General features: G+C 54.3%; 10 protein-coding genes and 1 pseudogene. 6 read left to right on the top strand and 5 right to left on the bottom strand.

The window, feature by feature from the left end; all coding sequences use genetic code 11:
* Positions 1 to 43 precede the first annotated feature (43 nt).
* Together ACOZK9_RS22595 and ACOZK9_RS22590 are read left to right on the top strand one after the other, a co-directional pair.
* Positions 44 to 433: a barstar family protein gene (locus tag ACOZK9_RS22595; protein ID WP_241678189.1), complete on the top strand. Its 390-nt coding sequence runs from the start codon at positions 44 to 46 to the stop codon at positions 431 to 433.
* Positions 434 to 583: 150 nt separating this feature from the next.
* The gene (locus ACOZK9_RS22590) at positions 584 to 2,017 is read left to right on the top strand and encodes a KAP family P-loop NTPase fold protein (protein ID WP_421556598.1); all 1,434 of its coding nucleotides are present in this window, start codon (positions 584 to 586) and stop codon (positions 2,015 to 2,017) included.
* 353 nt (positions 2,018 to 2,370) lie between these two features.
* Here ACOZK9_RS22590 and ACOZK9_RS22585 read toward each other — a convergent pair whose 3' ends face one another.
* Positions 2,371 to 3,408 carry a putative phage abortive infection protein gene (locus ACOZK9_RS22585; RefSeq protein ID WP_172979779.1) on the bottom strand — a complete coding sequence of 346 codons (1,038 nt, stop codon included), beginning with the start codon at positions 3,406 to 3,408 and terminating at the stop codon, positions 2,371 to 2,373.
* Positions 3,409 to 3,788: 380 nt separating this feature from the next.
* On the opposite strand from ACOZK9_RS22585, the gene ACOZK9_RS22580 reads away from it, so the two are divergent.
* Entirely contained in the window at positions 3,789 to 4,688 is a 900-nt protein-coding gene (locus tag ACOZK9_RS22580) for an alpha/beta fold hydrolase (protein WP_152749760.1), read from the top strand.
* A gap of 227 nt (positions 4,689 to 4,915) precedes the next feature.
* Here the strand turns inward: ACOZK9_RS22580 and ACOZK9_RS22575 are convergent, their stop codons facing one another.
* A complete protein-coding gene (locus ACOZK9_RS22575) occupies positions 4,916 to 6,922 on the bottom strand; it encodes a PAS domain S-box protein (RefSeq protein ID WP_421556610.1) in 2,007 nt (668 codons plus the stop codon).
* A gap of 3 nt (positions 6,923 to 6,925) precedes the next feature.
* A pseudogene (locus tag ACOZK9_RS22570) lies at positions 6,926 to 7,831 on the bottom strand (GAF domain-containing protein); the annotation flags it as partial.
* A 395-nt stretch (positions 7,832 to 8,226) separates the two neighbouring features.
* Between ACOZK9_RS22570 and ACOZK9_RS22565 the strand changes: the two are divergent.
* Together ACOZK9_RS22565 and ACOZK9_RS22560 are read left to right on the top strand one after the other, a co-directional pair.
* Positions 8,227 to 8,766 carry an ATP-binding protein gene (locus tag ACOZK9_RS22565; RefSeq protein WP_421556597.1) on the top strand — a complete coding sequence of 180 codons (540 nt, stop codon included), beginning with the start codon at positions 8,227 to 8,229 and terminating at the stop codon, positions 8,764 to 8,766.
* A 124-nt stretch (positions 8,767 to 8,890) separates the two neighbouring features.
* On the top strand, positions 8,891 to 9,319 hold the full coding sequence (locus ACOZK9_RS22560; RefSeq protein WP_172979427.1) for a VirK family protein: 429 nt from the start codon (positions 8,891 to 8,893) through the stop codon (positions 9,317 to 9,319).
* Positions 9,320 to 9,707: 388 nt separating this feature from the next.
* On the opposite strand, the gene ACOZK9_RS22555 is transcribed toward ACOZK9_RS22560, so the two are convergent.
* The gene (locus ACOZK9_RS22555) at positions 9,708 to 10,064 is read right to left on the bottom strand and encodes a DUF7079 family protein (protein WP_421556596.1); all 357 of its coding nucleotides are present in this window, start codon (positions 10,062 to 10,064) and stop codon (positions 9,708 to 9,710) included.
* A 149-nt stretch (positions 10,065 to 10,213) separates the two neighbouring features.
* On the bottom strand, positions 10,214 to 10,720 hold the full coding sequence (gene msrA, locus ACOZK9_RS22550; RefSeq protein ID WP_058411916.1) for a peptide-methionine (S)-S-oxide reductase MsrA: 507 nt from the start codon (positions 10,718 to 10,720) through the stop codon (positions 10,214 to 10,216).
* Positions 10,721 to 10,927: 207 nt separating this feature from the next.
* On the opposite strand from msrA, the gene ACOZK9_RS22545 reads away from it, so the two are divergent.
* On the top strand, positions 10,928 to 12,949 hold the full coding sequence (locus ACOZK9_RS22545; protein WP_421556595.1) for a methyl-accepting chemotaxis protein: 2,022 nt from the start codon (positions 10,928 to 10,930) through the stop codon (positions 12,947 to 12,949).
* Positions 12,950 to 13,048: the final 99 nt, after the last annotated feature.

Raw genomic sequence — 13,048 nt, 5'->3', positions numbered from 1 at the left:
ATAGCGGATTGGGGCCTGGACTACGTGAATATGGCGCTATTAATTGACTTCACTTTGCGAGACCGCCATACCTGTTTTTTCCAACGTGGCGCAGGTTAATCTGACAATGGTGAAAGTGGATGCAAACCTGATTTCGGACTGGCAAACATTCCACAGTGTTTTCGCAGAAATATTCGGTTTTCCCAGCTTCTACGGCCGAAATATGGATGCGTGGGTTGATTGTCTCTCATATCTCGATGACCCCAGCGCAGAAATGTCGTCTGTCCACGCTAAAAGAGGGCAAGCGCTTTCATTGATAATCGACAATGCCCAAAGCTTCAAGCGCCGCTACCCTGAACAATTTGAAGCGCTTGTGGAATGTGCAGCTTTTGTGAACTGGCGAATGGTCGTTGCTGGCGGCAACCCGCTCCTAGCACTTGCTTTCTACGTTTAAATGCTCGCCCACATCAACCGACAGAGATTTTATCAAGGGCTGCTATCGGCCAAGAGCGGACTATCAAACAGATCGACAAAAGTGGCGATTCGGTGATACTCATACAAGCTCTGGTCATCGCCAACGAGAATTTAAAATAGGAGAAACCTTTTGACTACGGACGTTACCACTCCTTCTGAGAGAAAACCAATCCAACTACGCTTCAAAAGTCTCCAACTCGATACAAACGCTTGGCCTTGTCCTCAAGACTTACTGGGGCGGAATGCAGAGATTGAGAATCTGTCGCCAGTTTTGCTAAATGCGCAGTCTCCCTTGGTCTTCGCTATAGATGCCCCGTGGGGCGGAGGAAAAACTACTTTTTTTCGGCTTTGGCAGTGTTACTTGAGTCACGAAAAAAAAGTCAGCCTATATCTCAATGCTTGGGAAAGCGATTTTGCTGAGGACCCTTTACTGCCTATGTTATCGGTACTGGATCGCTGGCTTAGCGACCAAAGTAATACGCCTGCCGTCAGAAATGCGTGGGAAAAAGCCAAAACATATGCGCCAAGCATTATCAAGTCCACCGCAGTTGCTGCCGCAAAGGCTGCTACTTTCGGAGCCCTAGATCTAGATAAGGAATACGAAAAACTCGCTTCCGAGCTGGCCGGTGGCTCCGTTGGTAGTTTAGTAGATAGCTTTAATATCAAACAGAAATCCTTAGAGCGTTTTAAGGTTCAGTTGAGTAAGGCTCTCGATGCATTGCCAGAAGGACAAGAAAATCTAATTCTGTTTGTTGATGAGCTGGATAGATGCAAGCCAACTTACGCAATCGAGGTTTTGGAACGAATAAAGCATTTATTTGACGTGGATCGCTTGGTCTTTATTCTTGCAATAAATCGCGACCAGCTTAGTAAGAGTTTTCAGGGGGTTTATGGCCCAGCATTCGATGGCTCTCATTACTTGAGAAGGTTTATCGATTTGGATTATCATCTAAACGTGGTGGATGTGGGAGCATACATTAATGCTCGAATTAGGCAGCCTGACATACTGGATTACTTTAAGTCGCGACATACAGAACGAGATGATTATGAGTATGGAGCGAAAGTATTAAACTTTTTAGCAATACGATTTAAGTTTACTCTTCGAGATATCGATCAGCTTGTTGTGAGGTTGAGATTGATACTGCGCAGCATTCCAAAAGATCACTTCTTAGATATTCCTTTGCTAATCCCTCTAATGGTGTTGCGGCAGGAGAGTCCGGATCTCTATCATAAATATACAGCAAATGCTTCATGCGCAAATGAAGTTGCCGAGTTTATCCTAGGTGGCCCAATCGGAAATGTAGTCTTTGACCATTCAATGGCTGTGGTCGTCGGTTATCTGATCGCTGCGGCGCGAGATCCATATGAGCAAATTTCCGTTGAACATTTGATTACTCCTTGGGGAGACTGGCTTGGACAAATGCTAGATAAAGACCCGCAGGAAGCAGTTGTACGAACCGTCGTAGAGTTTGCATCTGATGCTAGAGATTTTCGACGTCGTAGAGAAATGCAGAAGCTTGCATCTTCACGGATCGAACTCGTCAACAAAATGGATGTTTCTTGAATTTATGCTGCAAGAAAAAATCGTGGTTTGACGCCGTTTTCCGCCTGACTACTTTTGGGTACTGAATCGAATATGATTTTTTAGATGCGTCCGAATGGCTGCTGTTGGCCGATTGCAGCCCTTCTTACAGGCAGCATTCGGCCACAAGCAGCTCTTCATGAGATTTGTAGGCCTACCTTTAACAGCGATAGCGACGGCCAGAAGCAGACCTTCTCCCGGATTACATTTGGCGAAATGGGGCGTCCAGATGCCCATTACACATAAACTATCGAACGACCGACGTCGTGCGACATAAACACTGTACGACGACTTACGGGTGCGGGCAAATCACCAACGTCTGAATCAAATAGTTATCAACTATTATTTCTGATCGCTGACGTATTTCGCATAACTCTATGTGCTGTCATTTTCATTATCTTATCAGCATCAATATATTCCAAGCCTAAAAAGGCAATGCCGTTGAATTGGCTTGACATGTACTGTGCCCATCCGCCAAAGTGCTTTTCTCCCAGTGGCTTCAATAAGGAGTACTTCTCGGCATAGTACTTTAAATCTGCACCGTAAGGTCCGAGGCAGTTAATCTGCAGTAGTGCCATCTCTGAGTCGCTTAGCTGGGCACGTACAATATTGGTATAGCTTCTCTTGCGCAAGTAGTCTGTATATCGTCTTCTTTTATTTGAGGTTGAAACATCTAGATCTTTACTTTCAATTGGTGTGTCTTGACTAGAGTCAATCATTTTCATAATCCAGTAGAGATTTCGAAAGTAATGGCCGACCGAGCTTTTCCATTGAGTGCAAAATTTTTCAATTTGGCTTTGAATTTCTTCATCATTTACTAAATCGGGAAAAAAGGTCCCTGCCTTGTAGGCCTTGGTTTCCTTGAAGCTTTTTGCAATCTTCTCAATTGCATATCGACCTTCACTAATATCGTTTGTCGATCCTGTATATTTGATATCTGCCAGTATTTTCGAATGTACATCTAGCATGCCGAACAATGTTGATTCAAACATTTGCCTTGAATAGACGGCTGTTTGCTGCCGTTGTTCCTGAGTAGCGGTCTTGGCCTCTTGCTGAGCAGCCTTCATCTCCGTTCTCTGTAGGGACATGGTTTTTAAAACTGCCATTAGTGCTAAGAAACTTAGCAGCGGATTCAAAAAACCACCAGCAAAGTCACCAAGCTGCCCCCAGTAACTTGCTGATTCGTGGTTAGCAATCGCCAATATAGGTATGTTAACGCCTTCAAAAAAATGAAGATACAAAGAACCAAATACAGCGCTACATGCAAGCACTGCGAACAACGCTACGCTTACAAAAAACCGGTTGTTTTTTGCATATGCAATAATGTGGTCGATGGAAGTTTTGCTGAAACTATGAAAATCTTTAAGCGACATGATGACTCCATATGATGCGGAGAGTTCTCCACTAATCATCTTCCATGCTCAAGCGAAAATTTATCGCTTCAATTAACAGATAGTGGCATAGTGCCTCATGCAAAGGCAAGATGTTTGAATCTTCCTTAATATGCAAAGACATTTGAGTGGCTTCTTTTGGCCGATTGCTGTCCATCTTAAGGGGCGGCAATCGATCCAAAGCGGACACCAAATATTATTGCAGGCTGGGCAGTTTCCTGATGCTTTTGTGCGCCGTATAGTGACGATAATTTTTCGGTCAAAGGAATGGCTATGATCCCGTTAAACGGCCTGCCCATCGGTGCAATTGGCGATCTAGACATCGTAAATACAAGCTCGGATTGCACAAAAAGGGGAGCGCCATGCGTGCAAGAATGATCCATGCCGGGATTGGCACCACGCTCGCGCTGTCGTCTGCATCACCAGCCCAGCCTGCGCCTCTGCCGCCAGCCACTGTCAACCAAGATGGTATCTCAGTTCTGGTACAAGGCTCGGGAACAGACATCATCTTGATCCCAGGGTTTGCGTCGTCCTACAAAGTATGGGCTGATTTGGCCTCTAGATTACGGCAGAGCCGCCGCCTCCATCTCGTGCAGGTAGCAGGCTTTGCTGGCTCGCCTGCTGTAACCAATCCAGACAGTCCAGTAGTTGCGTCGACGGTCGAGGCTATCTCTGAATACATTCGCAGCCAGCGCATCGAGGCGCCTGTCATCATAGGTCATTCGTTGGGTGGTGAGGTGGCGCTGATGTTAGGTGCTCGTCATCCACATCAAGTCGGACGTCTTATGATCGTCGATGCGATGCCCTTTTATACGTTGCTGTTTGACCCGTCAGCGACCAGTGAAACGGCGGCTCCGCACGCTGCTGCGGTGCGCGATGCAATGTTAGCGGCAACGCCTGAGCAGGTGGAAGCGATGCAGCATGCCTCCATCGCCCGTCTCGCCAAAACCGAAGCGGCCAGACCGGGCCTGGTGGCAGCGGGGATCAACTCGGACCGAAAGACTTTGGCCGATGCTATGTATGAACTGATGGTAACCGATCTCCGGCCTGAGCTTGGACGCATCAAGGCGCCTGTCGAGGTAGTTTATGCCTACGACTCGCATTACGGCGTAGAGGCGTCCCAGGTTGATGCCATGTTCCGTAACGCCTATGCCTCAACCCCAAACATCACCTTCAGGCGCATTGACGGCAGTTTTCACTTCATCATGCTTGATCAGCCAGAACTGTTTGCCGGTGCTGTCATCAAGTATCTGAACACCTGAGCGACGGCGATTTAGCTAGAGTGATGAATTGCCGTTAAAGGGCCCAGGGTTGGTTGCTGTGCTTGGATATCACCGACCGTCCGTTTTTGGCCGAAAGTCCGTGGCGGCGTCGGTTGCCCCCTTGAACCATGCGATACCTAAATGCAATACCTGCCTTCATGGAATGGGCGACGAAGTGCCGTTAGATCGGCCAGCGCCGTAGGCGCCCTCCTCTAACAGCGGCAACGTCAAGACGGAATCATCTCGCGTATACGCGATGCGATGACGTCGACCGCGAAGGGTTTCGTCAGAACGGCCATGCCTTTATCCAGCAGAACATCGCCCATCACTGCATTTTCTGCATAACCCGTAATGAACAAGACTTGCAGACCAGGGCGAACTTCACGCGCCGCGTCTGCCATTTGCCTTCCGTTCATGCCTCCAGGCAGGCCGACATCGGTTACCAACAAATCGATGCGAACATCCGACCGTAAAATTTTCAACGCCGTGGCACTGTCGCTCGCTTCCAGAACCGCGTACCCGAGATCTCGCAAAATATCCGTGACCAGCATGCGTACGGTTGGCTCGTCATCCACCACCAGCACCGTGGCCTCGTGCACTGAAGGCTTAGGCATCGAGCCGCGTTCTTCAACCGATTCGGCATCGTCTGGCCCGTCATGGCGGGGCAGATAAATGCACACAGTTGTACCGTTGCCTACCTCTGATTGGATGCGTACTTGCCCGCCAGATTGCTGGGCAAATCCGTAGATCATCGAGAGGCCCAAGCCGGTGCCTTCGCCAAGCGGTTTGGTGGTGAAGAACGGTTCAAATACGCGCTCCATCACATCGCGTGACATGCCGGTGCCGGTGTCGGTGACGCACACCGACAGGTACTGGCCTTCGATCATATCGAGTTGGCGCGCAGCCTCCGGGCCCAGCCTCCGGTTAGCGGTCTCGATAGTAATACGCCCGCCATGCGGCATCGCGTCGCGTGCGTTGATCGACAGGTTCAGCAGGGCATTTTCAAGCTGCGGCGGGTCGACCAGCGCCAGCCAAAGCCCCGAGGCACCGACGAACTCAATCTGGATGGAGGGCCCTACCGTGCGGCGAATCAAGTCTTCCATGCCGGAGACCAGTCGATTCACATTGGTCGGCTTGGGGTCGAGTGTCTGTCGGCGCGAGAATGCAAGCAGCCTGTGGGTTAACGCGGCGGCTCGTTTTGACGCGCTTTGTGCAGCGTCAATGTAGCGGTCCACCTCATTAAACCGGCCCTGACGCAGACGGGTTTGCAACAGCTCAAGGCTGCCGGAGATGCCCGCCAGCAAGTTGTTGAAGTCGTGCGCAAGGCCGCCTGTGAGCTGGCCCACCGCCTCCATCTTCTGCGCCTGGCGCAGCGCTTCCTGCGTCAACAGAAGGTCTGCCGTGCGCTCTTGAACTCTGACCTCAAGCGTATCGTTCAACTCCTGCAAGCGCACTTCCGCAAGCTTGGTTGCGGTGACGTCACGCGAGGTCGACAGCAGCTTTTCCGGGACGCCATTGGGTCCCATCACCGGTGTGACAATGACATCCCACCAACGCGGAGCGCCTTTCATGGTCTTGGCAAAACCCTGGAAGCGGCCGATCCGACCTTCTTTAGCCTCGGCCACGGCGTGCAAAACCTTGCCGTGCTCCTCGCCTTGCCATAAATCAGGCCAGCACGCGCCTTGAATAGCACCGAAGTCATCGACCTCCATCACACACATGCCGCCCTCGGTCATGAACTCCAAGCGGGCATCCAGGTCGAGCACTTTAATGCAGTCAGCCGAGCTTGCGAGCACACGACGGTTGAACTCCTCACTGGCCCGCAGTGCTTCCTCCGCGTCTTTGCGCTGAGTCAAATCCACCGTGGCCACCAATAGGTTTCCAAGCAATCCTGCCGCATCAACAATGCGCTGGATGCTGCTGTTGGCCCAGACCAACGAGCCGTCGGGGCGGCAATAACGCTTATCCAGGGCAGTGCTGCTGCCCGTACGAATCGCCTGCTCTACTGCCGCCAGGGTGGGCGGCAAATCCTCGACATAGGTTATGTCTGCGACGCCTAGCTGGAGCATCTCAGCTTCAGAACGCCCAAGAATACGGCACAGTTCACTGTTGACTCGAATGAAGCGGCCTGCGGGGTCGACCTCAGACAAGCCAACCGTAGCGCTGGTAAATATGACGCGCAGCCGCTCTTCGCTTTCGCGCAGCCTTGCGTCGGCGCGCGTACTTTCGAGCAACGACCACAGGCGCGCGCACGTCGTTTCAACGATCGCCACTTCAGCCTCGTCCCACGTGCGCGGCTGTGCATGCCGAACAAACAAGATCCCCAGCAAGCGACCCGCTCGCACGTATGGAACGCCAAGAATCGCGCGAGCCTTGATGACGTTGAACGCAGGGGTTGGACCCGAGGCCATCCAATCTTCGTGGCCATCCTGCAGCGCGACAGTCTGGCCTTGCTTCAACCGCGCACTAAAAGCGGGTGCAAAATCATCCAAACGCCACGTACCCGGCATCGAGGCGGCTTTTGCCCCATTCCACTCGCGCAGCACTGAGACCTGCGTTTGCGTGTCATCCATTTCACCGAAGCCGACATGATCGACGCCCAAATGCTCACCGAGCAGTGCGGCGGCCCGCGCCATCATCTCCAACGGATTGGAAAACGCTCGCAGTTGATCTTCCAGCGCAAGCTGAAACCTGTGTTGAAGGCGCTCGGCGGCGTGCAACCGGTCGCACCGGGCATCATCCAGATGCAACGCAATGAGATGCGCGAAGCCTTTGACCATGTCCAGAACCGATGGGTTATCCAGGCGGGCCGGGTGTGGACCCACAGCGCACAGACCGCCCCACAGGCTGCCATCTTTCAAGACGATGGGCATGAACAGACAGCTCTGAAACCCCTGCCCCTGAAGACTCGGATGACAAGGGTGCTCGGCAAGGTTGCTGATGACTATCGCTTGCTTGGCTGCGCCGGCCTGATGGTCAATGGCAGGCACACACTTCAGTTCATCGCCCGGCTGCACATTCAAACCGATGGCATCGCGCACCGCGCAGGCCATTGAACGCCCCTGAATCACGCGGGCAACCGCTGCAAAGCCCATCCCGGTCATACCGCACACGGTTTCCAGCAACGCAGAGATCGCGCCCATGCACGCTATGTCCGCCTGGTCGATTGCCAATTCAGCGGGGCACACACTATCGACCGACATATCTGGCATCGCAGGTTTACTCGAAAAGTGAAAATTCAGCGTTCAAAAGATTTCCGCCAGGTTGCACCTGACCTCTCCCACCGTGAGATTTAGTGTGGGAATTGAGCCGTGATTTGAGCTGGCTGCAGTCGAGCCTAAGCAACGACCTAAACGCTCAGACATCCGGATAAGCTAAAAGTCCGCATGAGAGCCAAGAAAGCCATAAGTACGCAGGTTGCGGGCAACGTTTGAGACAATCGCGCCGGGTTGCAGCCAGTTATCGTCCATGAAAGGGTGCAACTTTAATGGGTATTAATATTCCCCGTGCGAAACCGACTTTTACTCATGGAGCAACAATGCGGATCTACATCACAGGCGCCTCCTGCGCAGGCGTGACAACGCTGGGCCGTACCCTCGCCTCTTTGCTCAGCCTGCGCCATCTTGATGTCGATGACTTCTATTGGCTGCCCTCCAACCCTCCATTTACAACCAAGCGCCCACCGGATGAGCGTGTAGCTCTGATTCAACAAAACTTCGGTGATGACGGTTGGGTACTGACCGGCTCCTGCATGGGTTGGGGCGACGCGCTGATCAGCAACGTCGATCTGATCGTGTTTGTGGTAACGCCAACCCTGGTTCGCCTCGAACGATTGGCCGCACGTGAAAAGCAGCGCTTTGGAGACCGAATCGCACCCGGCGGCGACATGCATGAGATCCATGTGGCGTTCCGGGAATGGGCCTCGCAGTATGACGACCCAACGTTCTCCGGCCGCAACAGGGCGTGGCACGAGCGCTGGATGTCGACGCAAACAGTACCGACGGCAAGGGTTGATGGGTTGAGCAGTGCTGAAAAAATGGCGGCAGATGTCATTCAAGCGTTGTCATCCGCGCTTTAAGCAGCGTGGTATCGACGCATCGCCGCTCTGTCGGCACACACTGCAAATGTTCATAAACCCGGCGTATTGTAAAACCCCCTTGCAGGCAGCGCCTGCACCCGCCATGCCCCTTACTGGAGACGCCATGAACAAGTTCTGCACTTTTTTGCTCGCAATGTCCCTCCCCGCCATGAGCTGGGCCAGCGATGCTTTACCCAATTTGCCTGCCGTCACACAGTCGTTGTTGGCGGGTAAATCTGTGTCCGTGGTACTTGATCTGGGCCTGTGTAAGCCGGGATCAAGTGAGGCCAAGCCGACCAAAACCCGCGGTGGCCTGCGTATTGATGCCTTTCGCATCACTGAAGACGGCACCCTGGCATTCGCCGACGATCACTTCACGGTGAATCGTGAAGACAAGCCGATTAATCAATTCCTGCGCTACCGGGTGCACGCAGATGGCACTGCCGAATTCAGCATGACGATATTCTCCGTGCCCAATTACCAGCAGATGGATAAAACCCTCACTTACAACTGCGCTATCGGCAAGGGCATGAGTTTTTTTGCCGCCGATTGACTTCAATGGGGCTGGGGCTGCGCTGACCGATTACTGTCGGGACTGGCAGTGAAGTTTTACAGGTTCAGCCCCCGTCGTGCTGACTGTTTTAAAGCACTAGCGTAAAGACCGCTGTTGGCCGCAGGCAGTCTCAGCCAGCGCCTTGCTCCATTGCCTACGCTTGCGTCAGAATCGGCCGGCTTGTGCGCTTGAGTGCACAAGCCTCCTCAATTAGACAGTTCTGTCTGGGTTTGATGGCGGCTGTGCGCAGGGCGCCTCCGGGCGCGCCGGCTTTGCATAATTCCCCGGTCTACTAACCTGCGTACCGCTGCCACCCTTTTCACCAGTTGAGTGAGTTGCGGGTTTTTCCTAAATTTCAGCGAGTCGCTAGTCCATTGTGCGTTCGGGTTCAAAGCCTACTGGCGATTTCCTTCCAGATGTAGGCGTAGTTGTATTGCAGCCAGCGAACCAGGACTTTATCGAACTGCCGACGGAACCAGTTGCGCTCTCTAGCTGCCAGCCTCTCTTCTATCGACTCTCTGAGTAGTTCGGTGTCGAATCCCGTCCATACCGGAGGCACCGCTGCGACTGGATTGGTGAAGCACACCGGCGCGACCTCTGAATAGAGGATCGTGTAAAGTTTTTCAGGGTCGACGCCTCTCACCTGATTCGCCACGTACTCATAGTCGACGGGAAAATCATTGAATGGCTCGGAAAGCGCAGCTCTGACTTTCGTCAGTAGTGGTTCGGTCAGAAGATTTCCCAATGTATGAGCGCCTCTAACTCTTCGTCCAGTGAGCTCGCCATCGCTTCGCCCGCGACCCGACCGGCAATTGTCCCAGCCAAGACAACTGCTATTGCGAAAATGGGGGCGCCTGGACCGCACAACGACCTTGCCCCCGAGAAACGCCTCTCTCAACCACGCTTCGGCAGCTTCCAGTTCGGCCGCACAAAGTGGCACGTATAGCCGTTCGGTATCCGCTCCAGATAATCCTGATGCTCCGGCTCCGCTTCCCAAAACGGCCCCGCCGGTTCGATTTCAGTCACCACGCGGCCCGGCCATAACTTCGAGGCGTCTACGTCGGCAGCGGTATCCTCAGCAACGTCGCGTTGCTGTTCGCTCAGGTAATAGATCGCCGAGCGATAACCTGGCCCAAGGTCGTTGCCCTGGCGGTTTGGCGTGCTGGGGTCGTGTATCTGGAAAAAGAATTCAAGAATCTGCCGGTATGTGATCACCGCCGGGTCGAAGACGATTTCAATCGCTTCAGCATGGTTACCATGGTTGCGGTAGGTGGCATTCGGCACATCGCCGCCGGTGTAGCCGACGCGTGTGTGCAGCACGCCGGGGTAGCGACGCAACAGGTCTTGCATGCCCCAGAAGCAGCCACCGGCGAGGATCGCGGTTTCGGTTTGGTTGGTCATGGTCGGTGCTTCCCCTTAATGGATATGGCTTAGTTATGGGGCCGTGCCGGCCAATACCAAGCCTGCGCTGCAGGTTATTCGCGCGGGTAATTGCGGCCATCGGTCGCATACGGGCGATCCCCCCTCTATTCCACATCCCGCCTGCCGATACCCCGGTTAACCGCACAGTCAAGATCCCGCGTGCCCCCCATCCGATCGAGCCCCCTAATGCAGCCATTTTCCTTCCTGAAAAAAACCCGGGCCAATCGCCAGGGCAGCGCCACCCTGACCTGCACCGCGAATGAACTCGACGCCGCCCTCACCCACCTGCACATCACGCCCACGCTGATCACCGGTTTCATCTCGCCTCACCTGGACATCGACCACGTCGCCGCCAAACTCAAACGCCGCTTTACGCACAGTGCTATCAGCCTGTGCACCACCTCCGGCGAGCTGTGCAATTCGGCCGAAGCGCTGTACTGCGCCACAGGCGAGCGTTGGGACCGGATTGTGTTGCAGCTGTTTGATGAGAGTGTGATCGCCTCCGCCGAAGTGGTGATGGTGCCGCTGGAATGTGAAGACATTCGCAGTGGCGGCAAGCGCTTGGGGATGCAGGAACGCATCGCCAAGTTGGTGGGCAACATCAAGCGGGTGCAGGTGCGCACGCAGATCGATCATCGCGATACGTTGGCGTATGTGGTGTTCGATGGGTTGTCAGCGTCGGAGTCGTTTTTTATGGAGGCGCTGTATGAGTCGGGGCGTTTTCCATGTTTGTTTGTCGGCGGTTCAGCGGGCGGCAAGTCGGACTTTCAAAAGACGCTGATCCATGACGGCCAGCGCAGTTATCAGAACCATGCACAAATTGTGTTCCTGAAAACGGCGGCGCAGGTGCGGTTTGGTGTGTTTAAAAGCCAGAACTTCAAGCCGGCGGATTTGACCTTCAGTGTGCTGACCGCCTCGGTAGAAGACCGCACGATTGACCAGGTGATTGACAGCAGCGGCAACATCAAGAGCATGGTGCAGGCGCTGTGCGATGCCTTCAATTGCACGGCCCAGGCGCTGGAGCAAAAGTTGGCGGATTACTCGTTTGCCATCCGCGTGGGCAGTGAGTTGTTTGTGCGCTCCATCGCGCGCATCGACTACGAGCAGCAAATCGTCCAGCTGTTTTGCGACGTGGCGCCCGGCGAGGAGTTGGTCATGGTGCGGCGCACGCCGTTGCGTGAGGCCACCCGTTTGGACTACGAGCAATTCCTGCGTGGCAAGGGCGGCCAGCCGGTGGCGGGCATTCTGAATGACTGCATTTTGCGCAGGCTGAACAACGGCGCCGAACTGGGCAGCATGGCCGGTACGTTTGGGGATGTGCCGCTGGCCGGTTTTTCGACCTTTGGTGAAATTCTCGGTTTGAACTTGAACCAGACGCTGACCGCGATTTTCTTCTTTCGGGTGGCCAAGGGCGCGAGTTTCAGCGACGAATACGTCGACAACTTTATTGCGCATTATGGCGAGTTCAAGGCGTTTTTCCTGCGCCGCCAAGTGAAGAAGCTGGCGGGATTGAACCACGTGGTGGTCAAGCAGATTGCCGCGTTCAAGAACAATGACTTCACCGGCACCCTGAACACCCGCGGGCTCGACAGCAATATTTTGCCGGTGTTCGAAGGCCTCGCGGACTTGGGCCAGGTGTTGGCCCACGCCGAGCACCAACAGGCGCAAATCGCCTCGCAGCTCAAGCACTACTCCGGCGAGTTGCACGCATCGATGGACGAACTGGTCGGCACCATCGACCGGCAAAACACCGTGTCGGCGCAGGCCGGGGCCACGGTCGAAGACCTGTCCAGCCAAGCCGACGACGCCGTGGTGGGCGCGCGCAGCCTGGCCGGTTCGAGTTTGCGCATCCAGTCGATTGTGCAAGTGATTCAGCAGATCGCCGGGCAAACCAACTTGTTGGCGCTCAACGCCGCTATCGAGGCCGCGCGAGCAGGCGACTTGGGCCGTGGCTTTGCGGTGGTGGCGGACGAGGTGCGCAAGCTGGCGGAAATCACCCGCAAGAATGCGGCGGACATCGGCGTGGATATTGGCCTGCTGTCCAGCGAGATCCAACGCGTCGCCCAGCAAATCGAAGACCAGTCCACGGGTGTGGGCGCCTTGCGCGAAATGCTCGATGCGCTGGAGGCGTCCAGCCGCGCGACCGAGGGTACGGCGCAGCGTACGAAGACCCTTGCGGATACGTTGACTGGGCTAACGCATGCGTGAGCTTTAACGGGGCGCAGTTCGGGTTAATAACCGGCAGCGCAGTGTGACATTGAGCCGCTGTTGGAGGCCATGATGTATCGGTTTTTGGGGCAGGCGGTA

Source organism: Pseudomonas kitaguniensis (assembly GCF_049199985.1).
GTDB classification, from domain to species: Bacteria; Pseudomonadota; Gammaproteobacteria; order Pseudomonadales; family Pseudomonadaceae; genus Aquipseudomonas; species Aquipseudomonas kitaguniensis.
Note: the sequence above shows the minus strand (reverse complement) of the source record. Positions and strands in the feature narration are given on the sequence as shown.